Annotated in this window: 24 protein-coding genes; 18 read left to right on the plus strand and 6 right to left on the minus strand. The window is 68.2% G+C overall.

Going from position 1 to position 25,045, the window contains the following annotated elements:
* Positions 1-82 precede the first annotated feature (82 nt).
* From F793_RS0106550 to ftsY, 3 genes are read right to left on the minus strand one after another with little or no spacing between them, the layout of a single operon-like run.
* Positions 83-1,012, minus strand: a complete 930-nt coding sequence (locus F793_RS0106550; protein WP_018867761.1) for an ABC transporter permease — start codon at positions 1,010-1,012, stop codon at positions 83-85.
* A complete protein-coding gene (ftsE, locus tag F793_RS0106555; RefSeq protein ID WP_018867762.1) occupies positions 1,009-1,686 on the minus strand; it encodes a cell division ATP-binding protein FtsE in 678 nt (225 codons plus the stop codon). The genes F793_RS0106550 and ftsE overlap by 4 nt, the downstream gene beginning before the upstream one ends.
* A 10-nt stretch (positions 1,687-1,696) precedes the next feature.
* Complete coding sequence (ftsY, locus tag F793_RS0106560; protein WP_018881725.1) at positions 1,697-2,704, minus strand: signal recognition particle-docking protein FtsY; 1,008 nt, start codon at positions 2,702-2,704, stop codon at positions 1,697-1,699.
* Between the two features lie 55 nt (positions 2,705-2,759).
* Between ftsY and F793_RS0106565 the strand changes: the two genes are divergently transcribed.
* From F793_RS0106565 to F793_RS0106630, 14 genes are all read left to right on the plus strand, one after another.
* The gene (locus F793_RS0106565; RefSeq protein ID WP_026280266.1) at positions 2,760-4,172 is read left to right on the plus strand and encodes a pitrilysin family protein; all 1,413 of its coding nucleotides are present in this window, start codon (positions 2,760-2,762) and stop codon (positions 4,170-4,172) included.
* 14 nt (positions 4,173-4,186) lie between these two features.
* The gene (locus F793_RS0106570; protein ID WP_018880889.1) at positions 4,187-5,491 is read left to right on the plus strand and encodes a pitrilysin family protein; all 1,305 of its coding nucleotides are present in this window, start codon (positions 4,187-4,189) and stop codon (positions 5,489-5,491) included.
* Positions 5,478-6,089: a 16S rRNA (guanine(966)-N(2))-methyltransferase RsmD gene (gene rsmD, locus F793_RS0106575; protein WP_018879344.1), complete on the plus strand. Its 612-nt coding sequence runs from the start codon at positions 5,478-5,480 to the stop codon at positions 6,087-6,089. Before F793_RS0106570 ends, rsmD begins: the two co-directional genes overlap by 14 nt.
* Positions 6,090-6,268: 179 nt before the next feature.
* Positions 6,269-7,891, plus strand: a complete 1,623-nt coding sequence (locus tag F793_RS0106580; protein WP_018867767.1) for a BCCT family transporter — start codon at positions 6,269-6,271, stop codon at positions 7,889-7,891.
* A 9-nt stretch (positions 7,892-7,900) separates the two neighbouring features.
* The gene (locus F793_RS0106585) at positions 7,901-8,782 is read left to right on the plus strand and encodes an NAD(P)-dependent oxidoreductase (protein WP_081618653.1); all 882 of its coding nucleotides are present in this window, start codon (positions 7,901-7,903) and stop codon (positions 8,780-8,782) included.
* Positions 8,783-9,149: 367 nt separating this feature from the next.
* Positions 9,150-9,356 carry a 50S ribosomal protein L31 gene (rpmE, locus tag F793_RS0106590; protein ID WP_018867769.1) on the plus strand — a complete coding sequence of 69 codons (207 nt, stop codon included), beginning with the start codon at positions 9,150-9,152 and terminating at the stop codon, positions 9,354-9,356.
* Between the two features lie 49 nt (positions 9,357-9,405).
* Complete coding sequence (locus F793_RS0106595) at positions 9,406-10,236, plus strand: hypothetical protein (protein ID WP_018867770.1); 831 nt, start codon at positions 9,406-9,408, stop codon at positions 10,234-10,236.
* Between the two features lie 15 nt (positions 10,237-10,251).
* Entirely contained in the window at positions 10,252-11,118 is an 867-nt protein-coding gene (locus tag F793_RS0106600) for a M48 family metallopeptidase (protein WP_018867771.1), read from the plus strand.
* A gap of 81 nt (positions 11,119-11,199) precedes the next feature.
* Positions 11,200-12,420 carry a malic enzyme-like NAD(P)-binding protein gene (locus tag F793_RS0106605; RefSeq protein ID WP_018867772.1) on the plus strand — a complete coding sequence of 407 codons (1,221 nt, stop codon included), beginning with the start codon at positions 11,200-11,202 and terminating at the stop codon, positions 12,418-12,420.
* A 30-nt stretch (positions 12,421-12,450) separates the two neighbouring features.
* Positions 12,451-13,374 carry a malate dehydrogenase gene (gene mdh / locus F793_RS0106610; protein ID WP_018867773.1) on the plus strand — a complete coding sequence of 308 codons (924 nt, stop codon included), beginning with the start codon at positions 12,451-12,453 and terminating at the stop codon, positions 13,372-13,374.
* Positions 13,358-14,314 carry a 5'-3' exonuclease H3TH domain-containing protein gene (locus tag F793_RS0106615; protein ID WP_018877214.1) on the plus strand — a complete coding sequence of 319 codons (957 nt, stop codon included), beginning with the start codon at positions 13,358-13,360 and terminating at the stop codon, positions 14,312-14,314. The genes mdh and F793_RS0106615 overlap by 17 nt, the downstream gene beginning before the upstream one ends.
* Positions 14,311-14,967 carry a DUF1007 family protein gene (locus F793_RS0106620; RefSeq protein WP_018877215.1) on the plus strand — a complete coding sequence of 219 codons (657 nt, stop codon included), beginning with the start codon at positions 14,311-14,313 and terminating at the stop codon, positions 14,965-14,967. Before F793_RS0106615 ends, F793_RS0106620 begins: the two co-directional genes overlap by 4 nt.
* Positions 14,968-14,977: 10 nt before the next feature.
* Complete coding sequence (locus F793_RS0106625) at positions 14,978-15,517, plus strand: pseudouridine synthase (protein WP_018867776.1); 540 nt, start codon at positions 14,978-14,980, stop codon at positions 15,515-15,517.
* A 115-nt stretch (positions 15,518-15,632) separates the two neighbouring features.
* Positions 15,633-17,699 carry a transglycosylase SLT domain-containing protein gene (locus F793_RS0106630; RefSeq protein WP_038032629.1) on the plus strand — a complete coding sequence of 689 codons (2,067 nt, stop codon included), beginning with the start codon at positions 15,633-15,635 and terminating at the stop codon, positions 17,697-17,699.
* 277 nt (positions 17,700-17,976) lie between these two features.
* Here the strand turns inward: F793_RS0106630 and F793_RS0106635 are convergent, their stop codons facing one another.
* Positions 17,977-18,360, minus strand: coding sequence for a group III truncated hemoglobin (locus tag F793_RS0106635; RefSeq protein ID WP_018867778.1), 384 nt, complete (start codon positions 18,358-18,360; stop codon positions 17,977-17,979).
* A 68-nt stretch (positions 18,361-18,428) separates the two neighbouring features.
* Between F793_RS0106635 and F793_RS0106640 the strand changes: the two genes are divergently transcribed.
* Positions 18,429-19,337, plus strand: a complete 909-nt coding sequence (locus F793_RS0106640) for a fructosamine kinase family protein (protein WP_018881724.1) — start codon at positions 18,429-18,431, stop codon at positions 19,335-19,337.
* Positions 19,338-19,970: 633 nt separating this feature from the next.
* On the opposite strand, the gene proC is transcribed toward F793_RS0106640, so the two are convergent.
* Positions 19,971-20,789, minus strand: coding sequence for a pyrroline-5-carboxylate reductase (gene proC / locus F793_RS0106645; protein ID WP_018881723.1), 819 nt, complete (start codon positions 20,787-20,789; stop codon positions 19,971-19,973).
* A gap of 9 nt (positions 20,790-20,798) precedes the next feature.
* The gene (locus F793_RS0106650; RefSeq protein WP_018881722.1) at positions 20,799-21,500 is read right to left on the minus strand and encodes a YggS family pyridoxal phosphate-dependent enzyme; all 702 of its coding nucleotides are present in this window, start codon (positions 21,498-21,500) and stop codon (positions 20,799-20,801) included.
* 141 nt (positions 21,501-21,641) lie between these two features.
* Between F793_RS0106650 and F793_RS0106655 the strand changes: the two genes are divergently transcribed.
* The 3 genes from F793_RS0106655 to F793_RS0106665 are packed head-to-tail and all read left to right on the plus strand — an operon-like array spanning position 21,642 to position 25,045.
* Entirely contained in the window at positions 21,642-22,676 is a 1,035-nt protein-coding gene (locus F793_RS0106655) for a type IV pilus twitching motility protein PilT (RefSeq protein WP_018865967.1), read from the plus strand.
* Positions 22,677-22,729: 53 nt separating this feature from the next.
* The gene (locus F793_RS0106660; protein ID WP_018881721.1) at positions 22,730-23,902 is read left to right on the plus strand and encodes a PilT/PilU family type 4a pilus ATPase; all 1,173 of its coding nucleotides are present in this window, start codon (positions 22,730-22,732) and stop codon (positions 23,900-23,902) included.
* Positions 23,903-23,926: 24 nt separating this feature from the next.
* On the plus strand, positions 23,927-25,045 hold the full coding sequence (locus F793_RS0106665) for a PilT/PilU family type 4a pilus ATPase (RefSeq protein WP_018881720.1): 1,119 nt from the start codon (positions 23,927-23,929) through the stop codon (positions 25,043-25,045).

Raw genomic sequence — 25,045 nt, forward strand, 5'->3', positions numbered from 1 at the left:
CTATGGCTCTAGATTAGCAGTCTGATAGTGAGAGTGCTAAACCCTGTAAAAGTTCCGGCCACTTTCTGCCAATGGGCGCACCCTATGGGGCATCCCGCAGCGCATGACCGCTGCCCAGTCGGGCCCCCAGCCAGCCCAGGAGCAGCCCGGCCAGCAGCAGGGTGAGCAGATGGCTGCCTCCGGGGAGCGCGAGCTGGAACGGAAGGTCGAATGCCGCGGCCGCCTGTTCCAGGGGTGCCCGGCTGAGGCCGATCCCGACCAGCAGCAGGAGGCCGGCGAAGACCCCGCCCCCCAGCCCGGTGATCAGACCACCGTACAGCGACGGCCGCCGCAGGAAGCGGTGGGTGGCCCCGCTGATGCGCGAGATGGCGATCTCCTCGCGGCGTTCGCGCAGTTCGGAGGCGGTGGCCAGCGCGAGGATCAGGAGGGCCCCCAGACCCAGTAGCGCCCCGACGACCGCCAGGATGCGCAGCCCCAGCTGATGCAGGCTGTTGAGTTGCCGGACCCACTCGTCGTCGCTGACCACTGTGGCGCCCGGTGCCGTGTCGGCGAGCGCCTGGCGCAGGGCCGCGACGGTTTCCGGCTCGGCGGTGGCCGGGAGCACGTCCACGACATCCGGCAGGGGGTTGTCATCCAGCCAGTCCAGCAGGCCCGGGTCGCTCAGGCCCTCGCGGTAGCGTGCCAGGGCCTCGTCGGCGTCGATCCAGGTCCAGCGCTCGATCCGCGCATCGGTCTCCAGGTGGCGTTCGAGCGCCGCCACCGTGTCCGGCTCCACGGCATCGAGATAGAGGGCGATGCGCGGCTCGTGGTCGACGTGGGCGGACAATGCGCGCGCATTGTCCAGCAGGACCCAGAGGTAGGCGGGCAGGGCGAGGATGAACCCCAGCACGGCGATGCTGATCAGGCTCAGGACGGGTGCCTGCAGGCGGCGCTGGAGGCTGCGCCGGGCGGCATCCCGGTGCGCCTCCAGCCAGGCCGGGACGGTGTCCAGGAGGCGGCGTCCGGGTTTCACGTCGCGGACTCCGCGGCGCCGCGCGCCTCGATGCGGCCGTCCTCCAGGTGCAGGACCGGCTTGCCCATGCGTTCCACCAGCCCCAGGTCGTGGCTGGCGATCAACGCGGTCATGCCGACCCGGTTGAAGTCGTCGAACAGCTGCAGGATCTCGCGCGACAGCGCCGGGTCAAGGTTCCCGGTGGGCTCGTCCGCCAGCAGCAGGACCGGGCGGTGGACGATGGCCCGGGCAATCCCGACCCGCTGCTGTTCCCCCGCGGACAGGGTGCGCGGGTTCACCGCCTCCTTGTGCAGCAGACCGACCTTGTCGAGGGCCGCGCGTACGCGCTTGCGCATCTCCGGGCGGCGATAGGCGAGGATCTCCAGCGGCAGGGCGACGTTGTCGAACACCGGACGGTCGAACAGCAGGCGGTGATCCTGGAACACCAGTCCGATACTGCGGCGAAAGCCGGGGATGGCGCGGCTGGAGAGGCGGTCGAGGTCGTGGCCGTTGACGCGGATGCGGCCGCGGGTGGGCCGCTCGAGCCCGGCGATCAGTCGCAGCAGCGTGCTCTTGCCGGCACCGGAGGGCCCGGTGATGAAGGCCATCGCGCCCGCATCCACGCGCAGGCTGACATTGCTGAGCGCCTCTGCCGCGCTGCCGAACCGCTTGGTGACGCGTTGCAGCTGGATCATCCGGAGCGGGTCAGTCGCTGTCGCGGCCGAGCAGGGCGCGGACGAAGGCGTGCGCATCGAAGACCTGCAGGTCCTCGGCCTTCTCCCCGACCCCGATGAAGCGCACCGGCACCCCCAGCTGTTCGGCCAGCGCGAACAGCACGCCGCCCTTGGCGGTCCCGTCCAGCTTGGTCACCACGATCCCGGTCAGGCCCAGTGCCTCGTGAAACTGGCGCGCCTGATTCAGCGCGTTCTGCCCGGTTCCGCCATCCACCACCAGCAGGACCTCGTCCGGGGCGTGTTCGTCCAGTCGCCCCATCACGCGCTTTGCCTTGCGCACCTCGTCCATCAGGTTGGTCTGGGTATGCAGGCGCCCGGCGGTGTCCGCGATCATCACATCGATGCCGCGCGCCTGCGCCGCCTGCAGCCCGTCGTAGACCACCGATGCGGAATCGGCCCCGGTGCCCTGGGCGATCACCGGGGCGTTGTTGCGCTCGCCCCAGGTCTGCAGCTGTTCCACCGCCGCGGCGCGGAAGGTGTCGCCGGCCGCCAGCAGCACCGAGCGGCCGTTGGCCTGGAGGTGGTGCGCCAGCTTGCCGATGGTGGTGGTCTTGCCGGCGCCGTTGATGCCGACCACGAGGATCGAGAACGGGCGTTCGGCCTCCGGGATCTCCAGCGGCTGCGAGACCGGCTCGAGGATCTCGATCATGGCCGCCTCGAGGGCGTCCATCAGCGCCTCGGCATCATCCAGCTGGCCGCGTTTTACCTCGCGGGTGATACGATCCATGATCCGCTGGGTCGCATCCAGGCCCACGTCCGCGAGGAGCAGGCGTTCTTCCAGCTCCTCGAACAGTTCGTCGTCGATCTTGCGCCGGAACAGCGACCCCAGATCGCCGCCCAGGGCCTGCCCGGTCTTGGCCAGGCCCTGGCGCAGGCGCTGGAACCAGCCCCCGCGGGCAGGCTTTTCCGGCTCGGCGTTCGCCGTCTCCGGCGGGGCGGCCGTGGAGTCTTCGGACTTCTTCTTGCGGAAACCGAACATGCTCGATGTGGTCAAGTAGAGAGTTCGCCAATGCTAGCACGAGGATTCATGAATCATGCGCGGTAAAAAACTGGTCACAGTGCTCATTACAGCGCTGGTGTGCGCCTGGCCGGCGGTCGGGTCGGCCGCGCCGCCGGAGATCGAATCGGACGTGGTCGAGGCCACGCTGGACAACGGGCTGACGGTGCTGGTGCTGGAGGACCGGAGGGCTCCGGTCGTGGCCAATATGGTCTGGTACCGGGTCGGCTCGGCCGACGAGCACAGCGGTGTGACGGGGATCTCGCACATGCTGGAACATATGATGTTCCGCGGCTCCGAACGCTACGAGCCGGGCGAATTCTCGCGCATCATCTCGCGCCTGGGCGGACGCGAGAACGCCTTTACCGGTCGTGACTACACCGGCTACTTCCAGGTGATCGGGCGCGATCACTGGGAGACGGTGATGGCGATGGAGGCGGAACGCATGCAGAACCTCAAGCTGCAGGAAGACGAGTTCCGCCCGGAACTGAGCGTGGTCCAGGAGGAGCGCCGCCTGCGGGTGGAGGATCAGCCGAACGCCCTGCTGCGCGAGCAGCTGATGGCCACCGCGTTCTTCAACCACCCCTACGGCAACCCGGTGATCGGCTGGATGAGCGACATCGAGGCCTACACCCTGGAGGACAACCAGGCGTGGTACGACCGCTACTACCACCCCAACAACGCGGTCGTCGTGGTGGTAGGCGATGTCGACGCCGAGCGGGTGATCGACGCCGCCCGCGAGCACTTCGGCGACATCCCCGCCGGGGAGCTGCCGGAGGCGAAGCCGCGCAGCGAGACCCCGCAGAAGGGCGAGCGCCGTATCACGGTGGAGGCCCCGGCCGAACTCCCCTACCTGATGATGGGCTGGAAGACTCCGGTGCTGAACACCGTCGAGGATCCGGTGGATGCCTATGCCCTGATGGTGGCGGCCGGGATCCTCGATTCCGGCGAGGCCTCGCGCTTTGCCCGCGAGATCGTGCGCGGCGAGGAGCTGGCCGGCGCGACGTCGGCCCGCTACAGCCCCTTCAGCCGGCTGGATGACCTGTTCCTGATCGCGGCCGTGCCCACGGCGGATACCGACGTCGACACGCTGGAGGCCGCCCTGCTGGAACAGGTGGAGCGCCTGAAGGACGAGCCGGTCAGCGACAGCGAGCTCGAGCGGGTGCAGGCGCGGGTGATCGCCTCCGAGGTGTACCAGCGCGATTCGGTGCGCTCGCAGGCCTTCCAGCTGGGCATGCTGCAGACCATCGGGGTCGGCTGGCAGGAAGGCGATCGCTTCGTCGAGCGCGTGCGGGCGGTCACCGCCGAGGACGTGCAGCGCGTGGCCCGCGAATACCTGGTGCCGCAGCGCCGCACGGTCGGAATCCTCGACCCGCAGCCCCTGGATGGCGAAGACCCGCCTGATCCGGGTGCGGCGCAACCCTATGGCGAAACCGCGGGGGGCATGTGATGACGGGAGGCAAGATGATGCGTGCGGGATGGCTGACGGCCTTCGTGTGGCTGCTGGCGCTGGCGCTACCGGCCCAGGCGGTGGAGATCGAGCAGTGGGAGACCGACGAGGGCCTGCGCGTGCTCTATGTGGCCGCGCCGGACCTGCCGATGGTCGACCTGCGTCTTACGTTCGACGGCGGCGCCTCGCGCGACGGTGACCACCACGGCCTGGCCTCGCTGACCAGCAGCGCCCTGCGCCACGGCACGGAGGAGATGGATTCGGACGAACTGGCCGAGCGCTTCGAGTCGGTGGGCGCGCAATTCAGCACCGATTCGCTGCGCGACATGGCCATCGTCAGCCTGCGCAGCCTGACCGAGCCGGACTGGATGAATACCGCGGTGGAGACCCTGACCGCCGTGCTGGCCGCGCCGGCCTTCCCCGAGGCCGACTTCGAGCGGGCCCGGCGCCAGGCCCTGCAGGGGCTGCAGCGCGAGCGCCAGGACCCGGGCAGCGTCGCCAGCCGGCGCTTCTACGAACTGATGTATGGCGACCACCCCTACGCCAACTGGCCGGGCGGCAAGCGCGAGACCCTGGAGGCCCTGGCGCCGGCGGATGCCCGTGCGTTCTATGAGCGCTTCTACACCACCGGCAACGGGGCCCTGGCGATCACTGGTGGCCTGACGCGCGAGGAGGCTGAGGCGGTGGCCGACCGGATCTCCGCGGCGCTGCCGCAGGGCGCGGCGGCGGAGCCGCTGCCGGCCGTGGAGCCGCGCGACGAGCCGGTGGAGGAGCGTATCGAGTTTCCCTCCGAGCAGGCCCATATCCTGATGGGCGCCCCGGCGCTGCGACGTGGCGACGAGGATCATTACGCCCTGACGCTTGCCAATCACGCCTTCGGGGGCGGCGGCTTTACCTCGCGGCTGTTTCGGGAGATCCGCAGCCAGCGAGGTCTGGCCTATTCCGTGAGCAGTCGCCTGCAGCCGATGGCGGCCGAGGGCCCCTTCCGGATCGGGATGCAGACCGGCGTGGACCAGGCGGACGAGGCGGTGACCGCCCTGCGCGAGGCGCTCGTGCGCTGGCACGCCGACGGGGTCGATGCCGAAGAACTCGAGGCCTCGCGCGAGAATGTGGTCAACAGCTTCCCGCTGTCGCTGGCCTCGAACAGCGATATCGTCGGATTGCTGGGGATGATGGCCTTCTACGACCTGCCGCTGGACTACCTGGAGCGCTACATCGAGCGCATGGAGGCGGTGGAGCTGGATGAACTGAATGCCCGGCTGCGCGAGCGCATCAACCCGGATGCGATGGTCACGGTGATCGTGGGTGGGCAGGAGTAGGCGGGCCCCCGCCGGGCGCCCGGCGCGCATCCGCATCATCGGCGGCGCCTGGCGGCGACGCTGGCTGCCGGTCCCTGCGGTGGGCGGCCTGCGGCCGACTGCCGATGCCCTGCGCGAGACGGTGTTCAACTGGCTGCAGCCCCGGTTGCCGGGCGCACGGGTGCTGGACCTGTTCGCCGGAACCGGGGCGCTGGGGCTGGAGGCGGCCTCGCGCGGGGCCGATGCGGTGCTGCTGGTCGAGCGCGATGCGCGCGCCGCGGCCCAGCTCCAGGCCAACTGCGAGACCCTGGGCGCCGGGCAGGTCAGCGTGCGTCGGGATGACGCCCGGCGCCTGCTGGCCGGCCCGCCCCCCGAGGGCCTTGCCTACGATCTCGTGCTGGTGGACCCGCCGTTCGGGCAGGGGCATGTCCCGCCGGTGCTGGAGGCCCTGCTCGCGCAGGGCTGGCTGCACGCCGACAGCCGGGTTTATGTGGAGCTCGAGTCCGAGGCGGATCTCGCCTTTCTCGCCGCGGGGGGCTGGCAGATCGAGCGCGAGCGCCAGGGCGGGCAGGCTCGGGCCCTGCTGCTGGCCCGGAATTCGACCCGCGCCGAGGCGTGAGGCAGCGCGGGCCGTGACGCCTGTCGCGGTTTTGCAGTGCGGCGAGTCTTTCGCTACGGTGATGCTGTCCCACCTACCGCGACAACGCCCATCGGGCGCCTCCCCGCGCGGCTTCCGGAAAACTCCGGAACCGGACCGCTCGGTCTTGCGCTTGCCACAGGAACAAAAGGGGAAACCGAATGGATGAGCAGTCCACCCCGGGTCTGACGCAAACCCGCCTCGGCGGCTTTGGCGTGATCTGCAGCCCGGTCTTCTATACCGCCAGCCTGATAATCGCAGCCTTCGTGGCTTTCGGGGCCATCTTCCCGGATCGCGCCGAGGCGATCTTCGAGCAGCTCCAAAGTGGCATCGGGGAGTATCTCGGCTGGTATTACATGCTGGTCGTGACGGTATTCCTGGTCTTTTCCCTGTATCTGATGTTCAGCCGCTACGGCGGCGTGCGCCTGGGCGACCAGTTCGAGACCCCGCGTTTCAGCTACGCCGCGTGGTTCGCGATGCTGTTCTCCGCGGGCATGGGGATCGGGCTGCTGTTCTGGAGCATCGCCGAGCCGATGTTCCACTACCTCAGCCCGCCACATGCGGAGGGCGAGAGTGCCGAGGCGGCCACCGAGGCCATGCGCTACACCTTCTTCCACTGGGGCCTGCACGCCTGGGCGATCTACATCGTCGTTGGCCTGTCGCTGGCGTACTACGCCTACCGCCACAACCTCCCGCTGCTGATCCGCTCGTCGCTGTACCCGTTCATCGGTGATCGGATCTATGGTCCGTGGGGACATCTCGTCGACGTGGTAGCGCTGTTCGGCACCATGTTCGGGGTGGCCACCTCGCTGGGCCTTGGCGTCATGCAGATCAACTCGGGCCTGAACTTCGTGTTCGGGATCGAGGAATCCACCTTCATGCAGATCGTCCTGGTCGCGATCATCACCCTGATTGCCGTCGTCTCGGTGGCGCTGGGTGTGGACAAGGGCATCAAGCGCCTGTCCAACTTCAATATTGGCCTGGCGGCGATCCTGATCGCCCTGCTGCTGGTGATGGGGCCGACCCTGTTCATCCTGCGTCTGCTGGTGGAAAGCACCGGCGTCTATGTGCAGTCCCTGCCTGAAATGAGCCTGTGGGCCGACACCATCGAGGACTCCGGCTGGGCCACCTCCTGGACCATCTTCTACTGGGGCTGGTGGATCTCCTGGGCCCCGTACGTCGGTATGTTCATCGCGCGGGTCTCGCGCGGGCGCACCATTCGCGAGTTCGTCGCCGGGGTGCTGCTGGCCCCGACCGCCGCGGCCTTCGTCTGGCTGGCCGTGTTCGGGGGTACCGCGATGAGCTACGAGCTCGACGGCGTTGCGGACCTGGCCGGCGCCGTTTCGGAAAACGTGTCCACCGCGCTGTTTGTCACCCTCCAGGCCCTGCCGCTCTTCGACTGGCTGGCCGTGGCGGTGATGGCGGCGGCGACGCTGCTGATCGTGACGTTCTTCGTGACCTCCTCGGACTCCGGTTCGCTGGTCATCGACACCCTGGCCTCCGGCGACGTGCGTAACCCGACCGTCACCCAGCGCGTGTACTGGGCCATCCTCGAAGGGGTGGTCGCCTCCATCCTGCTGCTGGCGGGCGGACTGGCCGCGCTGCAGGCGGCCGCGATCAGTGTCGGTCTGCCGTTCTCGGTCATCATGCTGATCATGGTGATCGGCCTGTGGCGAAGCTTGCACCAGACCGAGGCGGTCACGCCGAGCAAGTACCAGAAGGAGGCCCCGCCGCCGCATACCCTGCTCGGGTACACGGATGATCTGGACGACAAGATCAAGTAGGGGGTCAGCATGACTGCGTCCCGAGTGGCGCTGCTGGGATGCGGGCTCATGGGGCAACCCATGGGCCTGCGTCTTTTGCAGGCCGGATTTCCCGTGGTGGCCTACAACCGCACGGTCGCTCGCGCGAGCGATCTGGCGGCCGAGGGGGTCACCGTCCACAACGCCCCCGCCGCGGCCGTCGCGGAGGCCGATGTGCTGGTGCTGATGCTCAGCGATGCCGGCGCCATTGGCGCGGTGCTCGACGACCTGCCGGACGGGGCGCTGGATGGGCGCTGCGTGATCCAGATGGCGACCATTCTGCCGGCCGAAAGTCGCGCCCTGGCACAGCGGGTGCGGGCCGCCGGGGCATGCTATCTCGAGGCGCCGGTACTGGGCTCCATACCGGAGGCGCGCGACGGCCGGCTGCTGATCATGGCGGGAGCCGACAGCGACACGGACTTTGCTCGGGCGCAGCCGGTGCTGGCGGCTCTGGGCGAGACCCCGCGACATGTCGGCCCAGTGGGCCAGGGCGCGGCCCTGAAGCTCGCCTTCAACCAGCTGATCGCCAGCCTGACCGCCGCGTTTTCCCTGAGTCTGGGGCTGGTGCGCCGCGAGGGCGTGGAGGTGGATACCTTCATGGACATCCTGCGTGACAGCGCCCTGTACGCCCCGACCTTCGACAAGAAGCTGGGCAAGATGGTCTCCGGCGACTTCGGCACGGCCAATTTTCCGGTCAAGCACTTGCTGAAGGATGTGCGCCTGACCGAGCAGGCGGTCGAGGATGCCCATCTGGTGGGTCCATGGTTGCCGTTGCTGGCGGATCTGCTGGATCGGGCGCAGGCCCAGGGCCTGGCGGACGCGGATTACTCTGCCATCTACACGGCGATTGTCCCGGACTCGCCAGGGCGATGAGGGCGGACCGCGGCTTTATGCACAGCCGTCTCCGCAGTCCGAGCGGGTACGCCTGTCTCCGTCAGGGACGCCGGGTCGTGGTGGTTTTCGGAGAGTAAAACAATTGAGATCAAGGTGTTGCGGGGGTTTTTTGTCTCATCGGTGGCGGCGCCCCTTGACGTCCCGCGAGCGTCTCGTTCCGGGTGCGACAATTCGTCCACAAAGTTATCCACAGGTTGTCCGGTGGGCAAAACCACGTGGCCATTCAGGGGGTTGCCGCCTGGATTTCAAATGCCCTGCCCAAATGGCACCGTAAACCGGTCTTGCGCTGAAGGCCCGGAGCCGGCTATCCTATTGGACTTTTCGCCAGAACCTGCGTGAGCCGACCATGAAAGCCGACATCCATCCGAACTACCACAACGTCAAGGTTATCTGCAGCTGCGGTACGCAGTTCGAGACCCGCTCCACTCTCGCCTCCGGCGACGAGATGCATGTGGACGTGTGCTCGCAGTGCCACCCGTTCTACACCGGCAAGCAGAAGATCGTTGATACCGCCGGCCAGGTCGACAAGTTCAACCGCCGCTTCGCATTCTGAAGCCGCGGCGCGCCGTCAGGCGCGCAACGCGACCGGGTGCGTGACCGCGATGGCGGGCCGTGTCCGAACCGACGAGGGCGTCCTGCGGGGCGCCCTCGTCTGCGTTGTGGGGGCCGTGCTCCTGCTGCTGGCCGGAATGGCTGCGGCGGAGTGCCGGCTGGCGGATCAGGACCGGCGCGGGTTGCAGGAGGTCGAGGTCGAGCGTGTCGTGGGGTTCGACCGGTTGCACCTGGCCGATGGGCGGACGATCCGCCTGATCGGTCTGGCCCCGGCCGCCCCGTTGCCGGAGGCCTTGACTCCGCTGCGCGATCTGCGCCTGCATGAGGGAATACGTGAAGCCCTTGAAACCCGCCTGGCTGCGGCGGGGCAGCGCCTGAAGCTGCGCCCCGCGGACCCCGCGCGGGACCCGGGAGGTACCCCGCGCATGCATGCCTGGAGTGAAGATGGCGCCTTGCTGGCGGCGGATCTGATCGCGGCGGGCGCGGCGATGCCGCGGCCGGGGCCGCGACCGGTGCCGCTGGATGCCTGCCTGTACGCGGCCGAGGCCGAGGCGCGAGCCGCAGAACGGGGGCTGTGGCTGGAGCGCCCGGCGGCCATGCCCGCCCGGGTACTGGACCCGCTGGATGGCGCGCTGCGTCAGGGCCGGCTGCGGGTGATGGCCGAGGTGACCGCGGTGCGCGCGACCGGGCGCCACTGGGTGCTGGTGCTGGAGGGCCCCCTGGATTTGCTGATCCGCGGGGATGACCGCGATCATTGGCCCGAGCTGGATCCCGAATCCTTGATCGGTGAGGCGGTGGTCGCGCGCGGTCAGGTGTATCCTTGGAGAGACCGACTCCGGATGCGCATTCGGCATCCGCTCGATCTCGAGGTAGAGGACTAGCGAGGTGCTGGAATAATGCGTGCGTTTCCCAAGTCGTGGCGGCCGGTCCGCGGTCGCCTGGGCTCTCTGCTCCTGGCGGTGCTGGTTGCCGGTGGCCTTGCGGTGGCGATCCCCGGGTGCACCACCAACCCGGTGACCGGTCGCTCGCAGCTGATGCTGGTCTCCGAGAGCCAGGCCATCAGTGCCTCGCGTACCGCCTACGTGGAGATGCTGGCACCGGCACGGGAGGAAGGCCGGATCAATGCCGACCCCGAGATGACCGCGCGAGTGCATGGCATTACCGAAAAGGTCGTCGCCCAGGCCGTGAAGTACCGCTCCGAGACCGCGGACTGGGACTGGGAGATCGTGGTCATCGAGGCCCCGGACACCATCAACGCGTTCGCCATGGCGGGCGGCAAGATGGCGATCTACTCGGGCATCATCGAGCAGCTGGAGCTGACCGACGACGAACTGGCCCAGATCATCGGGCACGAGATCGCCCATGCGCTGTCGGCCCACACCGCGGAGAAGATGTCGGTGGCGCTGGCCAGCAACATGGCGGTTGCCGGCTACGCCATGACGGGGGATCGTTCGCAGATTGCCCTGACCGGGGCGGCGCTGGGCGCGGCACTGGCGGTCCAGCTGCCGCACAGTCGCGCGATGGAGGCCGAGGCCGACGAGATCGGTATGGAGCTGGCGGCCCGCGCGGGTTATAACCCCGACGCCGCGGCGAGCCTGTGGCGCAAGATGGCGGCCCAGTCCAACGGGCGCCACCCGGTCTTCCTCAGTACCCACCCGGCGCCGGAATCGCGCCAGCGTGACCTCACCCGGATGGCCGATCGCTTCCGGCCACTGTACGAAGAGGCGCGCAACAGCCGCGTCCCCACGCACCCGGTCAACTGAAGGATCTCTCCCGTCGCCCGGACTCGCGCCGGGCGGCACGCCGTTTATTTGTTCCCGATCGAAAAAAGGCCCCGCTACACCATGTCCAAGGATTTCAATCAGCGCGCGCTGGAGTACCACGAACAGCAGCCGGCCGGAAAACTGGCCATCCAGGTCACCAAGCCCACGGCGACCCAGGACGACCTCTCCCTGGCCTACTCGCCGGGTGTCGCCGCGCCGGTGCGCGCGATCGCCGAGGATCCGGAGCTGGCCTATCGCTATACCGGCAAGGGCAATCTGGTCGCGGTGATCACCGACGGGACCGCCGTGCTGGGGCTGGGTAACGTCGGTGCCCTGGCCTCCAAGCCGGTGATGGAGGGCAAGGGCGTGCTGTTCAAGACCTTCGCCAATATCGACGTGTTCGATATCGAGGTGGACGCCCCGCAGCCGGAGGACTTCATCAACACCGTCGCGCGCATCGCCGGCGGGTTCGGCGGCATCAACCTCGAGGATATCGCGGCGCCGCACTGCTTCGAGATCGAGCGTCGTCTGTCCGAGCGCCTGGACATCCCGGTCTTCCACGATGATCAGCACGGCACTGCGATCATCACCGCGGCCGGCCTGGTCAACGCGCTGGAGATCCAGGGCAAGAAGCTCAGTGAGGCGAAGATCGTCTGCGTCGGCGCGGGCGCCGCCGGGATCGCCTCCATGCAGTTGCTGGTCCGCCTGGGCGCGGCCAAGAAGAACCTGTACATGGTGGATCGCAAGGGCGTGATCCACAGCCAGCGCGACGACCTGAACGAGTACAAGCAGATCTTCGCGGTGGACACCGAGGCGCGCAGCCTGGCGGATGCCTGCCGTGACGCCGATGTCTTCATCGGCCTGTCCGGTCCGGACCTGCTGACCCCGGAGATGCTGCGGTCCATGGCGCCGAAGCCGGTGGTCTTCGCGCTGTCCAACCCGGACCCGGAGATCCGCCCGGAGCTTGCGCACGAGACCCGTGACGATCTGATCATGGCCACCGGGCGCTCGGACTACCCGAATCAGGTGAACAACGTGCTCGGCTTCCCGTTCATCTTCCGCGGCGCGCTGGATGTGCGCGCGCGGACCATCAACGACGAGATGCTGGTCGCGGCGGTCCACGCGCTCGCCGGGCTGGCCCGCGAGCCGGTACCGCAGTCCGTGCTGGATGCCTACGGGCGGGATGCGCTCGAGTTCGGCCCGCACTACATCCTGCCGACCCCGTTCGATCCGCGCCTGATCGATACCGTGCCACAGGCGATCAGTCAGGCTGCCCGCGACAGCGGGGTCGCCCGCCTGTAGCCCGCCCCAACCGCAGAGGAGGAGCAGCGCATGCAGAAGATCGCCATCGTCGGCGCCGGGCGCGTCGGTGAATCCACCGCCCAGTTCCTTGCGCGGCGTGATGTCGCCCGCGAGATCGCGTTGCTGGATGTGCGCGAGGGCGCGGCGGCTGGTGCTGCCCTGGATATCCAGGAGACCGCCCCGCTGCTGCGCTTCGACACCCGGCTGAGCGGCAGCCACGAGCCCTCGGTGATCGCCGGTGCCGAACTGGTGATCATCACGGCCGGGTTGCCGCGCAAGCCCGGCATGTCGCGCTCCGACGTGCTGGACAAGAACGTCGAGATCCTCGACCTGATCCTGCAGGACATCCTGGTCCATGCCCCGCAGAGCCGCATCCTGGTGGTCTCCAACCCGGTGGACGTGCTGACCTACCGCGCCTGGCAGAAGACCGGCTGGAGCCGCGACCGGATATTCGGCCAGGCCGGGGTGCTGGATACCTCGCGCATGGCCGCCTTCATTGCGCTGGAGACCGGGTTGTCCACCCACGACATCCAGGCGCTGGTACTGGGCGGCCATGGCGATGCGATGGTCCCGATGCTGCGCTATTCCTCGGTCAACGGGGTGCCGCTGCATCACTTCATGGATCAGGCCGCGCTGGACAACATCGTCGAGCGCACCCGCCACGGCGGGGCCGAGATCCTCGCCCTGAAACAGACCTCCAGCGCCTACGGCGCCCCGGCCGCGGCCATCGCCGAGATGGTCGAGGCGATCGCCCTGGACCGGCGCCGGGTGCTGCCCACCGTTGCGCTGCTGGACGGCGAGTACGGCGAGCGCGATGTTGCCATGGGCGTGCCCTGCATTCTGGGTCAGGGCGGCATGGAGCGGGCGATCGAGCTGGACCTGAATGCCGCGGAGCGCGCCGCCTTCGACCAGTCGATCGCCGGGGTGCGGAAGGACCTTGAACGCCTCGCCTGAATCCGCGCCGGTCCCGGATGTGCCACGGCCGACCCTGACGCTGATCGACAGCAGCATCTTCGTCTTCCGTGCCTGGTTCGCGCGCGGCCTGGATCCCGACCCGCAGGGCCGCCCGGGCGGCGCGCTGCACGGCCTGGTCCATTCGCTCTGTCAGTGGTTGCCGGCCTGCGCTCCGGGGCCCGTGGCGTTCTGCCTCGACACCGGGCTGCGCCGGGGCTTTCGTCACCGCATCGATCCGGCCTACAAGGCCCATCGCCCGCCGGCACCGCCGGAGCTGCGCGAGCAGTTCGAACGGATCCGCGAGCTTCTGGGAAGGCTCGGTTTCACGACCCTGGCCGACCCGGAATACGAGGCCGATGACCTGATCGCCAGTCTGGCCCGCTCCGGCCGCGCGGCCGGGTATCGCATCGACGTGAAGAGTGCGGACAAGGATCTGACCCAGGTCATTCTGGGTGATGCGGACCGGCTGCATGACCCGGAACGCGGCACCGACCTGGATCGCCGCGCGATCGAGAAGCGCTTCCGCATTCGGCCGGAACAGGTCGCGGACATGCTGGCGCTGGCCGGGGACGCCAGCGACAACATTCCGGGGATCGATGGGGTCGGCCCGAAAAGCGCCGCGCGCATCCTGCGCCGGCTGCGCGACCTCGACACCGTCCTGGCGGACCCGGCGGCGGTTGCCCGCTGCAATATCCGCCGTGCCCCGGCGGTCGCCGCGGCCATCGCCGGGGCGGCCGATCGCCTGCGCCGTGCGCGCCGGCTGACGGGTCTCGCCGACCGGATCCCGGGGCTGCCGGCAGTCAACCAGATGCTGCCCCGGGGCCCCGACCCGGATGCAGCGGTCTGGCTCCGGGATCTGGGGGTGACCCCAACCTATCATGCACCGCTGCTGGCCGCCGCCAATGCCTGGGCCGGCGCCGATACGAGACAGACTGCATGACCGCAAGCCGCACATTCCCCGCGATCCTGATCCTGATGGCGTTGTTGCTGCCGGCCGCTGCGCAGGCCCACCCGCATGCGTGGATCGACCTGCGCGTCAGCTTCGAGCGCGACGCCACGGGGCAGATCACCCACATGCTCCACCACTGGCGCTTCGATCCGACCTACGGGCAATACCTCCACGACGATGCCCAGGAGCATCAGCCGGGGGATACCCCGGAGGCGCGCCTGCAGGGGCTGGCCCGCGAGATCCTGGACAACCTCGACGAGTACCGCTGGTACAGCCATCTGCAGGTGGCGGACGACGCGATCGGCATCGCCGCCGCCGCGGAACCGCGCATGGCTATGGAGGACGGGCTGCTGCACTTCCGCTTCCGGCTGGAGCTGGAGACCCCCGTGGATCCCGCCGTCGCGCCGCTGGAGTACAAGGTCTACGACCCGACGTATTTCATCGAGATTCTGCACCAGGAGCCGCACGGCACGCGCATTGTCGATGCCTCCGGCCTGGTGGATGCGACCTGCCAGACGCAGCTCGAGCGTCCGCGCCCGGATCCGGCCATGGTGGCGCGCGCGATGGCGCTGGACTATGGCGCCAGCGTCGATTACGACCTCGGTCGCTACTTCGCCGAGCGCGTCACCCTGCGCTGCGACTGACGCGCCGTTCATGGCCCGGATTGTCCTGTTCCACAAGCCCTGGGGTGTGCTGCCGCAGTTCACCGACCCCGAGGGGCGGCCGACGCTGGCCGACTACATCGAAATCCCCGGCGTCTACCCGGCCGGACGCCTGGATCGCGACAGCGAGGGCCTGATGGTCCTGACCGACGACGGCCGCCTGAATGCCCGCCTGACTCAGCCACGCCACAAGACCAGCAAGACCTACTGGGTCCAGGTCGAGGGCGAGCCCGACGATGCCGCGCTCGCTGCCCTGCGCGAGGGCGTCGAGCTGAAGGATGGCCTCACGCGCCCGGCGAAGGTGGAGCGTATGGATCCACCGGATCTTCCGGAGCGTGATCCGCCGGTGCGTTTCCGCCGCCATATCCCGACCCGCTGGCTGGCCATCACCCTGCGCGAGGGGCGCAATCGCCAGGTGCGCCGGATGACCGCAGCAGTGGGTCACCCGACCCTGCGTCTGGTGCGCTACCGGGTCGGATCGTGGACCCTCGACGGCCTGGCGCGCGGCGAGGTTCGCGTGCTGGATTCCTGATCCAGAGCCGCTTCTTGCCGGATCTGCCGACATGCCCCCGCGAAACCGCCCGGAAGCCGTTGCAAGCGCCCCGGGGCTGGCCGATGATGAACAACCATTGAAGCGAGGGCAGGGCATGCGCCTTTCCAGGAACGTAATCGTCGGGCTCGCCGGCCTGTTGCTGGCTCTGGCCGCGTCGCTGCCGGCGGCGGCTGCGGAGGACGACCGCTACGTCTTCGAGCGCAGTCTGTTCCTGCTGGCGGAGCGGGCGCTGAACCGGGGCGACATGACCGCCTACCGCGCCGCGCGCAGCACCCTGACCGGCTATCCGCTGACCCCCTATCTGGATTACCGCGAACTCGCGCGCAATCTCGGTCGCGCCGAACCGGACGCCGTGCGCGACTTCGTGCGCGAACATGACGACACCCCGCTGGCCGCGCGGCTGCGCAGTAGTTACCTGACGCACCTCGCGCGCGAGGAGCAGTGGGAGGACTACCTTGAGTTTGTCGCGGCCACCGGGGCGAAGCCGTCGCTGTCGGTCGAGCAGGACTGCTATCGGCGCCAGGCGCTCTTGAAGGCCGGCGACCGCGATGCCGCACTGGAAGACATGGAGTCCATCTGGCTGCACGGGCAATCCCGCCCGTCCGCCTGCGATCCCGTGCTGGCCGCCTGGCGCGACGCCGACGGTCTGACCGGCGAGCTTGCCTGGGAGCGTTTCGAGCTTGCCGTGAAGGCCGGCCAGACCGGTCTCGCCCGTTATCTGCGGCGCTATCTGGCGGATGCCGATCGCCGCTGGGCGGAACGCTGGCTGGACCTGGCCAGCCGCCCCGCGCGGGTGGTGGAGGTCGACTTCCAGGCCGACGATCACCGCTCGGCCGAGGCGCTGCTGGAGCGGGCCTTTATCCGCTGGGTCCGGCAGGACCTGGACGCCGCGCTGGAGGGGTGGGAGGCGTCCGGGGACGCGCTCGGGCTGTCGACCGAGGCCGCCGGGCGCGTGCAGCACGCACTTGCCCTGCGTCTGGCCCTGCGCTATCGCCCCGAGGCCCTGGACTTCATGGCCCGCCTGGAACCCGAGGTGTTCGATACCCAGTTGCGCCAGTGGCAGGTGCGGGCGGCCCTGTACGAGCGCGACTGGGCGACGGTGATGGATGCGATCCGGGCCATGGATCGCGACGTGCGTGACGAGGCGGCGTGGCAGTACTGGCACGCCCGGGCGCTGGAGCAGACCGAGTCGCTGGAGGCTGCCCGGCGCTTCTACGAGCGCGCCGCCCGCGAGCGGAACTTCCACGGCTTCCTGGCCGCTGACCGGCTGGGCCAGCCCTACCGTATCGGGCATGAGCCCCTGGTGCTGGACGACGGGCGGCGGGCGGCCATGCGTGAGCATGCCGGCATGCAGCGCATGCGCGAGTTGGTTCGCCTGGATCGCTACGCCGAGGCCCGCCGCGAGTGGACCCATGCCATCGCGGGCTGGGATACGCCGGAACTGGAGTCGGCGGCGCGCACCTTCGCCGACTGGGGCTGGCATGACCGAGCCATCTTCACCGCTGCGCGGGCGCGTAACTGGGACGATATCGAGCTGCGTTTCCCGCTGGCCTTTGACGACCTCATCGTGACCGGGGCCCGCGAACAGGCCATCGACCCGGCCTGGGCCATGGCCATCGCGCGCCAGGAGAGCGCGTTCCTGCATGACGTGCGTTCCGGGGCCGGCGCGCTGGGGATCATGCAGGTGATGCCGGCGACCGGCCGCTCGATCGCCTCGGCGGCCGGGGTACGGGTGAACTCCGACTGGGACATCCTCGACCCGGCGACCAACGCCCGGCTCGGGACCTACTACCTGCGGCGCAACCTCGACCGCTTTGGCGGTCACAGCCTGCTGTCCACCGCGGCCTACAACGCCGGGGCCCACCGTGTGCGTTCCTGGCTGCCGGAGGATCGGGCGATGGACCCGGATATCTGGGCCGAACTGATCCCGTTCTCCGAGACTCGCGATTACATTCGCCGGGTGTTTGCCTACCGAATCCTGTACGCGGTGCGCCTGGGGCAGGAGCCGCCGTCGCTGTCCACGCTGCTGTATCCGGTCACGCCGCAGGACCGCCTGGCCGCCAGCCGCGAACGCCACCTGGCCGCCCTGCCGGGCGATGCGGGCATCACCCTCAGTCGGGCCTTCTGCGACGCCCCGGGCTACACCGACAACGCCTGCTAGGGCGTCTGCTCACCACGAAGCTCACGAAGGCACGAAGAAGGGTCAGGTCAAAAGCGATTCACAGGAAGGTTGGAAGATCGGAAGTAGGGAAATGGGTTGAGGGCCTGGGGCCGCCGCTGGGTGCCGGCGTCAGCCGCGACCGCAAAGGCAACAGCGCGGGGCCGTGCCCCGAAGCCGCCCCACAAGACCTCTTCCTGACTTCCATTCTTCCTGTAAAACCGCCCTTGACCTTCTTCGTGTCTTCGTGCGCTTCGTGGTGAAGAACAGGGTGCTGGAACTAGCCGCGGATGATGTCCTCGCGCATGCGGCTGGCGATGCCGTCGGCCAGTTGTTGCCATTCGGCCGCCAGCGGGGCCTCCAGGTGTTCTTCGGTGGTGGCCTTGAAGTGGCGCATCCAGATGGCCAGGTCGGCCTCGGTCAGGTTCAGCGGCGCGTGCTTGCCGACCATGTCGATGGTCGGCGGCTGTTCCAGGCGCCCGCCCAGGTTCATGTACCAGAAATCGGCGATCCGGTTCACGTGATCCGGGAAGTCCTGAATGCGCTCGAAGTGATGACCGATCTCGGGGTCGGCCGAGAGGCGGCGGTAGAAGTCGTCGATCACCGCGCGGATGCGCTCGGCGCCGATCTTGTCGCACAGGGGTTCGAGCTTGCGAAAGGCCATGGGGGTCTCCTGACGAATCCTGCGTCAGCCGGTACCCTGCACACAGCAGAGCAACCCGGATGCCGAGGATGAACCGATTCGATTCAGCGGGCCCCGATGCCGTGACGGCGGCGGTGGCCCAGTGCATTGCCGACCATACCGGAACGCCGTTCGAGCCGACAGGAAGCCAGGCCTGTTCCGGGGGCTCCATCAACCAGGCGCAGCGCCTGACCGGGACCGACGGGCGTCGCTTCTTCGTCAAGCTGAGCGGGGGCGATGGCGCCGCGATGTTCGCCGCCGAGGCGCGCGGCCTGGAAGAACTCGCGCGCTGCGAACGGCTGAAGATCCCCGAGGTGGTGGGGACTGGCTCCGCCGGCAGTACCCACTTTCTGGTGATGGAGGACCTTGCGCTGGGCGGGCGGCGCGACGGTGTGGCCCTGGGGCACGGGATCGCCGACATGCACCGGAAGACCCGGACGCGCTTCGGGCTGGATCACGACAACTTCATCGGCAGCACGCCGCAGTCGAATGCCGAGCACGACGACTGGGTCTCGTTCTACCGCGACGAGCGCCTGGGCTTCCAGCGCCGGCTGGCGCGCGAGCGCGGGGCCTCGCGCTCGTTGCTGGGGGTGCTGGAGGAGCTGGAGGCCTCCCTGGACGGCTTCTTTGTCGACTACCGCCCCGAGCCATCGCTGCTGCACGGCGACCTGTGGAGCGGCAACTGGGGATTCCTGGCGGACGGGCGCGCGACGATCTTTGATCCGGCGGTGTACTACGGCGACCGCGAGGCCGATCTGGCGATGATGGAGCTGTTCGGCCACCCCGGGCAGGACTTCGTGGCCGCGTACGAGGAGATCCTGCCCATCGACCCGGGCTATGGCGTGCGCCGTACGCTCTACAACCTCTACCACATCCTCAATCACGACCACCTGTTCGGCGGCGGCTACGGCGCCCAGGCCGAGCGCATGATCCGCCAGCTCCTCGCCGAACTGCGCTGACGGCCCACGTCGAGACTTTGAAAGGCAAGGGCGGTTTTACCACGAAGCTCACGAAGGCACGAAGAAGGTCAAGGGCGGTTTTACCACGAAGCTCACGAAGGCACGAAGAAGGTCAAGGGCGGTTTTACAGGAAGAAGGGAAGTCAGGAAGAGGTCTTGTGGGGCGGCTGCGGGGCGCGGCCCCGCGCTTTTGCCTTTGCGGTCGCGGCTGGCGCCGGCCCCAGCCCCCCAACCCATTTTCCTCCTTCCGAACTTCCTGTGAATCGCTCTTGACCTGGCCCTTCTTCGTGCCTTCGTGCGCTTCGTGGTGAACTAGGGAGACGCTGATTTAATCGCACGTCCGCGTTGGTGCCCCCTGTTTTCCGAGACAAGGCGTGTCGTGCAGCGGGTAGTGGTTCTACCCGCAAGCGGCGCAACGCAGGATCGGGCCATATTCATTCAGAATCAGGGGGCACCAACCCCACAAGCTATTGAAAGCAGGGGCTCGGCCGCCCGTTGTTGATCAAAAACGGGCGCGCGCACGGCGTTGCGGTTCCCTTGTGCAGAATGACTGCACGGCAGTCACCGCGCCTTGTTCGCACGCAAAAGCGACTCGAGCGCGGACGTGCGATTAAATCAGCGTCTCCCTGGGGTTTCAGCGGCCGAGTTCGCGCGAGCGGTCGGCGGCCGCGGTCATTGCGCGGCGCATCAGGTCGCGCAGGTCGCCGTCCTCCAGTACCTGCAGGGCGCGTTCAGTGGTGCCCCCGGGGGAGGTCACGCGGTGGCGCAGTTCGGCGGGGCTCTCGTCGCTCTCGGTGGCCAGGCGGGTGGCGCCGGCGAGGGTGCCCAGGGTCAGCTCCAGTGCGGTATCGGCCGGCAGGCCCAGCGACTGCGCCGCCTCCTGCATGGCCTCGATCATCAGGAACACGTAGGCAGGCCCGCTGCCGGAGGTGGCGGTCACCGCGTGCATCTGCTCCTCGTCCTCGACCCAGATCGCGCGTCCGACCGCTTCCAGTAGCCGGGTCGCGGTGGTGTGGTCCTCGGGGTCGGCGGTGGGGGCGGCGTACAGCCCGGTGACCCCGGCGCCCACCAGGGCCGGGGTGTTCGGCATCGCCCGGACCATGCGCGTGGCGTCGCCCAGCCAGCTGGCCAGCTGGGCCGTGGTGATGCCGGCGGCCACGGAGATCACCAGGGGCTCGCCGCGGGACACCGCCTCGCGCAGGGTCGGGGCCAGATCCGGCAGGGTCTGCGGCTTGACGGCGAGGACCAGGGTGGCGGCTTCGGCGGCCAGTTCCGTGGCCTCGGCGCTGGCCAGACCCGGGTAGCGGGCCTGCAGGTCGCGCACGCGCTCGGCGCTCTTGTCTGCGATCGCGATGCGTTCGGCGGCGTGGCCGGACTGGACCAGCCCCTGGATCAGGGCCTCGCCCATGTTGCCGGCCCCGATGAAGCCGACCTCGAAGCGGTGTTCCGTCATGCAGACTCCTTATTTGGGTGGACGCGGGCCGAACAGGGCGGTGCCGACCCGCACCAGGGTGGCGCCTTCGAGGATCGCGGCCTCGAGATCGCCGGACATGCCCATGGACAGGGTGTCGAGTGTATGCCCCCGGCTGTTCAGGGTATCGCGCAGGGCGCTCAGGCGCGCAAAGGGTTCCCGCTGGCGCCGCGGGTCGTCCTCGGCGGCGGGGATGGCCATCAGGCCGCGCAGTTCCAGGCCCGGCAGGTCACGCACGGCATCGGCCAGGGTGGCGGCCTCGGCGGGCGCCACGCCGGCCTTCTGCGGTTCCTCGCTGATGTTGACCTGCAGACAGACCTGCAGCGGTGGCAGGCCCGCGGGGCGCTGGTCCGACAGGCGCCGCGCGATGCGTTCGCGATCGACGGTATGCACCCAGGCCGCCCGCTCGGCCACCGCGCGGGTCTTGTTGCCCTGCAGTGCGCCGATGAAGTGCCATTCGAGTCCGAGCGGCGCGGGGGGTGCCTCCAGGGCGTCGTACTTGTCCACCAGTTCGGGCACGTAGTTCTCGCCGAACGCAGACTGGCCGCAGGCGTGCAGGGCGCGGATCTCGTCCGCGTCGCGCGTCTTGCTGACGGCCAGCAGCCGGACCGTATCCGGGTCGCGTCCGGCCTCGCGGCAGGCGGCCTCGATGCGGGCCCGAACGGTGCTCAGGGCATGGTCTGGTGTGGTCATTTCCCTATGATATAGTCCGGAAGAACGCAAGGTCACCGCGGATTTTTACGCGGCCCTTCATCAAGCGACAGGGCGTGGTGGTTGCGGCTGCCACCCGGGTGCTGGCGCGCCTTGGCGTGGCGCCCGACAACAGGGGGATGCATGGATATCACGCAGTTGCTGGCCTTCGCGGTCAAGAACGGGGCCTCGGACCTGCACATCTCCGCCGGCATGCCGCCGATGGTGCGCATCGACGGCGACATGCGCCGGGTGAATGTGCCGGTCATGGACCACAAAGAGGTCCAGGGCCTGATCTACGACATCATGAACGACCGTCAGCGCAAGGACTACGAGGAGTTCCTGGAGACGGACTTCTCGTTCGAGGTCTCCGGGCTGGCGCGCTTCCGTGTCAATGCCTTCAACCAGGACCGCGGCGCGGCTGCGGTGTTCCGGACCATCCCCTCCAAGGTCCTGACCCTCGAAGAGCTGGGCGCCCCGCGCATCTTCGAGGAGATCTCGAACTACCCGCGCGGCATCGTGCTGGTCACCGGCCCCACCGGCTCGGGCAAGTCCACCACGCTGGCGGGCATGGTCAACCACCGCAACGAGAACGACTACGGGCATATCCTCACCATCGAGGACCCGATCGAGTTCGTGCACGAATCGAAGAAGTCGCTGGTCAACCAGCGCGAGGTGCACCGCGATACCCACGGTTTCAGCGAGGCCCTGCGTTCGGCGCTGCGCGAGGACCCGGACACGATTCTGGTGGGCGAGCTGCGTGACCTCGAGACGATCCGCCTGGCGCTGACCGCGGCCGAGACCGGGCACCTGGTGTTCGGCACCCTGCATACAAGCTCCGCGGCCAAGACCATCGACCGTATCGTCGACGTGTTCCCGGCGGCGGAGAAGGACATGGTCCGCGCGATGCTGTCGGAGTCGCTGCGCGCGGTCATCGCGCAGACCCTGATGAAGAAGATCGGTGGCGGCCGGATCGCGGCGCACGAGATCATGCTCGGCACGCCGGCGATCCGGAACCTGATCCGCGAGAACAAGATCGCGCAGATGTACTCCACCATCCAGACCAGTGCCGGCACCGGCATGCAGACGCTCGACCAGTGCCTGAAGGACATGCTGGCGCAGGGCGTGATCAGTCGCGAGGATGCTCGCCGCAAGGCGGCCAACCCGGATTCCATTTGATCGAGACGGCCCGCTTGGCGTGAACGCCACACCGGGTATCAGGGGAGAACGCCATGGATCGTGACAAGGCGATCAAGTACATGCATGACCTGCTGCGGGCCCTGGTGGACCGGGGCGGGTCGGACCTGTTCATTACTGTGGGGATGCCGCCGGCGGCCAAGATCGACGGCCGCGTGGTGCCGATGACCGAGCAGAAGCTGACGCCCTCGCACACCCAGGCGCTGGTGCGCTCGCTGATGAACGACAAGCAGTCGGCCGAGTTCGAGCGCCACCAGGAGTGCAACTTCGCGATCGGCCTGCAGGGTGTGTCGCGTTTCCGCGTGAATGTCTTCACCCAGCGCGGCAGCCCGGGCATGGTGCTGCGCACCATCAATTCGGTGATCCCGAAATTCGAGGACATCCAGATGCCGCCGCAGCTGGAGAAGATCACCCAGGAGCGGCGCGGGCTGGTGATCTTCGTGGGCGGTACCGGGTCGGGCAAGTCCACCTCGCTGGCGGCGATGATCGGCTACCGCAATCGCACCACGGCCGACCACATCGTCACCATCGAGGATCCGATCGAGTTCGTGCACGAGCACGACAAGAGCATCATCACCCAGCGCGAGGTCGGGGTGGACACCGAGAACTACGAGATCGCGCTGAAGAACACCCTGCGCCAGGCCCCGGACGTGATCCTGATCGGCGAGATCCGCGACCGCGAGACCATGGACTACGGCATCGCCTTTGCCGAGACCGGTCACCTGTGCCTGTCCACGCTGCATGCCAACAGCACCAACCAGGCACTGGACCGGATCATCAACTTCTTCCCCGAGGACCGGCGCGAGCAGCTGCTGATGGACCTGTCGCTGAACCTGAAGGCGGTGGTCTCGCAGCGCCTGGTGCGCAAGGAGAGTGGCGAGGGTCGGGTGCCGGCGGTGGAGATCATGATCAACACCCCGTTGATGTCGGACCTGATCCTGAAGGGCGAAGTACACGAGATGAAGGAGCTCATGTCGCGCTCGCGCGAGCAGGGCATGCAGACCTTCGACCAGGCCCTGTTCGATCTCTACGAAAATCGCCAGATCAGTTACGACGAGGCTCTGCGCAACGCCGACTCGGTGAACGATCTGCGCCTGCGCATCAAGCTCGACAGCCAGCGTGCCCAGGATGACGGCGCGCCCGCGGTGAAGGATGAAGGCGAGGGTCTGGCGGTCGACGAGCGCGCCGAGGACTTCAACCTGCGCTAGCGCGTCGGGTCAGGGAAACAGACTATGAGCCAGTTGCAGATCGAGCCCTACCTGAAACTGATGGCGCAGAAGGCCGCGTCGGACCTGTTCTTCCTGACCGGCGCGCCGGCCAGCATCAAGGTCGACGGCCAGCTCCAGCCCATCTCGCGCAAGGCGCTGGCCCCGGGCCAGGCCGAGAGTATCGCCCGCGAGATGATGAACGAGCACCAGGCGGAGATCTTCGAGCGCGAGACCGCGGTCAACTTTGGCCTGTCGCGCGAGGGACTGGGACGCTTTCGCGTGAACGTCTATCGCCAGCGTGGCGAGGTCGCGATGGTCATCCGTTTCATCCGTGTGGCGATCCCGACCATCGAGCAGCTGGGCCTGCCCCCCGTGCTGAAGGACCTTGTCTCGTACAACGACGGGCTGGTGCTGATCGTGGGGGCAACGGGCACCGGGAAATCGACCACCCTGGCATCGATGATCGACTACCGCAGCACGAACAAGAGCGGGCATATCCTCACGGTCGAGGACCCGATCGAGTTCCTGTTCAGCCACAAGCGTTCGATCGTGGGCCAGCGCGAGGTGGGGATTGATACCCCCAGCTACGACCATGCCCTGCAGGAGGGCATGCGCGAGGCGCCGGACGTGATCATGGTCGGCGAGGTGCGTTCACGCGAGACCATGCGCGCGGCCCTGACCTACGCCGATACCGGCCACCTGGTGCTGACGACCCTGCACGCGACCAACGCCACCCAGGCGCTGGACCGGGTGATCAACCTGTTCCCCGAGGACAACCGCCCGCAGATCCTGTCGGACCTGTCGCTGAACCTGCGCGCGATCGTGGCCCAGCGCCTGCTGCAGACCAAGGATGGGCGGCGTGTCGCCGCGCTGGAAATCCTGATCAATACGTCCTACATCGCGGAGCTGATCCGGGACGAGAAGATCAGTGAGATCAAGGAGGTGATGGCGAAGGGCGCGTCCGTGGGCATGCAGACCTTCGATCAGGCCATCGTGAAGTTGTTCAAGAGCGGAGATGTGATGCTGGACGAGGCCCTGAACAAGGCCGACTCGCGCGCCGATCTCGAATGGCGCCTGAACTTCGGCGGCGGTGTATCCTCCGCCGACGAAACCGAGGAGGAGCTCAAGCTCCCTGACAAGTAG

The sequence above is a fragment of the Thioalkalivibrio sp. ALE22 genome (assembly GCF_000381445.1).
GTDB lineage: Bacteria > Pseudomonadota > Gammaproteobacteria > Ectothiorhodospirales > Ectothiorhodospiraceae > Thioalkalivibrio.

Excerpts from the sequence above, each read along its gene's own strand:
- ftsE (WP_018867762.1), bottom strand. The coding sequence starts at position 1,686 with ATGATCCAGCTGCAACGCGTCACCAAGCGGTTCGGCAGCGCGGCAGAG.
- ftsY (WP_018881725.1), bottom strand. The coding sequence starts at position 2,704 with ATGTTCGGTTTCCGCAAGAAGAAGTCCGAAGACTCCACGGCCGCCCCG.
- F793_RS0106565 (WP_026280266.1), top strand. The coding sequence starts at position 2,760 with ATGCGCGGTAAAAAACTGGTCACAGTGCTCATTACAGCGCTGGTGTGC.
- F793_RS0106570 (WP_018880889.1), top strand. The coding sequence starts at position 4,187 with ATGATGCGTGCGGGATGGCTGACGGCCTTCGTGTGGCTGCTGGCGCTG.
- F793_RS0106580 (WP_018867767.1), top strand. The coding sequence starts at position 6,269 with ATGGATGAGCAGTCCACCCCGGGTCTGACGCAAACCCGCCTCGGCGGC.
- F793_RS0106585 (WP_081618653.1), top strand. The coding sequence starts at position 7,901 with ATGACTGCGTCCCGAGTGGCGCTGCTGGGATGCGGGCTCATGGGGCAA.
- rpmE (WP_018867769.1), top strand. The coding sequence starts at position 9,150 with ATGAAAGCCGACATCCATCCGAACTACCACAACGTCAAGGTTATCTGC.
- F793_RS0106595 (WP_018867770.1), top strand. The coding sequence starts at position 9,406 with ATGGCGGGCCGTGTCCGAACCGACGAGGGCGTCCTGCGGGGCGCCCTC.
- F793_RS0106600 (WP_018867771.1), top strand. The coding sequence starts at position 10,252 with ATGCGTGCGTTTCCCAAGTCGTGGCGGCCGGTCCGCGGTCGCCTGGGC.
- F793_RS0106605 (WP_018867772.1), top strand. The coding sequence starts at position 11,200 with ATGTCCAAGGATTTCAATCAGCGCGCGCTGGAGTACCACGAACAGCAG.
- mdh (WP_018867773.1), top strand. The coding sequence starts at position 12,451 with ATGCAGAAGATCGCCATCGTCGGCGCCGGGCGCGTCGGTGAATCCACC.
- F793_RS0106620 (WP_018877215.1), top strand. The coding sequence starts at position 14,311 with ATGACCGCAAGCCGCACATTCCCCGCGATCCTGATCCTGATGGCGTTG.
- F793_RS0106625 (WP_018867776.1), top strand. The coding sequence starts at position 14,978 with ATGGCCCGGATTGTCCTGTTCCACAAGCCCTGGGGTGTGCTGCCGCAG.
- F793_RS0106630 (WP_038032629.1), top strand. The coding sequence starts at position 15,633 with ATGCGCCTTTCCAGGAACGTAATCGTCGGGCTCGCCGGCCTGTTGCTG.
- F793_RS0106635 (WP_018867778.1), bottom strand. The coding sequence starts at position 18,360 with ATGGCCTTTCGCAAGCTCGAACCCCTGTGCGACAAGATCGGCGCCGAG.
- F793_RS0106640 (WP_018881724.1), top strand. The coding sequence starts at position 18,429 with ATGAACCGATTCGATTCAGCGGGCCCCGATGCCGTGACGGCGGCGGTG.
- proC (WP_018881723.1), bottom strand. The coding sequence starts at position 20,789 with ATGACGGAACACCGCTTCGAGGTCGGCTTCATCGGGGCCGGCAACATG.
- F793_RS0106650 (WP_018881722.1), bottom strand. The coding sequence starts at position 21,500 with ATGACCACACCAGACCATGCCCTGAGCACCGTTCGGGCCCGCATCGAG.
- F793_RS0106655 (WP_018865967.1), top strand. The coding sequence starts at position 21,642 with ATGGATATCACGCAGTTGCTGGCCTTCGCGGTCAAGAACGGGGCCTCG.
- F793_RS0106660 (WP_018881721.1), top strand. The coding sequence starts at position 22,730 with ATGGATCGTGACAAGGCGATCAAGTACATGCATGACCTGCTGCGGGCC.
- F793_RS0106665 (WP_018881720.1), top strand. The coding sequence starts at position 23,927 with ATGAGCCAGTTGCAGATCGAGCCCTACCTGAAACTGATGGCGCAGAAG.